We start from the raw sequence: 777 nt of genomic DNA on the forward strand, positions 1-777 counted from the left end.
TGTTTCGGTGGCTTGCCGTAGCCGACCTCGTAATCGTCGTCCTTTTTCTTCGACATCTCAGGCCCCCATCTCCGCAGGCTTGTCCGCCATGTTGCTCTCCACGTGAAGGGCTGCCTCGCGCGCATCGAAACCCTCACCGGTCTCGGCCAGGACCGCCTCCTGCCCGGTCAGCGCCTGCCAGCGCCGGATCGCAACATCGACATAGAGCGGGTCCAGCTCGACCACCCGCGCCGTACGTCCCGTCTTCTCGGCTGCCAGCAGCGTCGCCCCAGAGCCGGAGAAAGGATCGAGTACGATCTCACGCTTGTGGCTCACGTCGCGGATCGCATCGGCGACCAGCGCGGTCGGCTTGACCGTCGGGTGGTCCACGAGGTCCGCTGCCCGCCCGCGACGGAACGTATTGACCCCCGCATAGTCCCAGACATTTGTGCGGTACCGGCCGTGACGGCCAAGCTCGACATTGTTCACATGCGGCGCGGCGCCCTTCTTGAAGATGCAGATCATCTCGTGTTTCGAGCGATAGAGACTGCCCATGCCGCCGTTGGTCTTGTTCCAGACACAGAGGTTGATGAGCGTGAGCCCCTCCGCCTTGCCCGCCTCAATGAGGTCGGCAACATGGCGCCAGTCCATGCAGATCATGCTGATCCCGCCGTCCATGAGCTTTGCAGAGCTCTGGCGGATCGCGCCACGCAGAAAGTCACGAAACTGGGCCGCGCTCATCTCACCCACACCCATGGCGAACTCGCGATGACTACCTGTTTCGCCCGTGCGCACATG

Annotated in this window: 1 protein-coding gene; it reads right to left on the minus strand. The window is 63.3% G+C overall.

Going from position 1 to position 777, the window contains the following annotated elements:
• Window positions 1-57: 57 nt before the first annotated feature.
• Window positions 58-777 (minus strand): DNA-methyltransferase (locus KTQ37_RS16680; RefSeq protein ID WP_218631632.1); only part of this gene is annotated, 720 nt, incomplete at its 5' end.

The organism is Sedimentimonas flavescens (genome assembly GCF_019264375.1).
Taxonomy (GTDB): Bacteria; Pseudomonadota; Alphaproteobacteria; order Rhodobacterales; family Rhodobacteraceae; genus Rhodobacter; species Rhodobacter flavescens.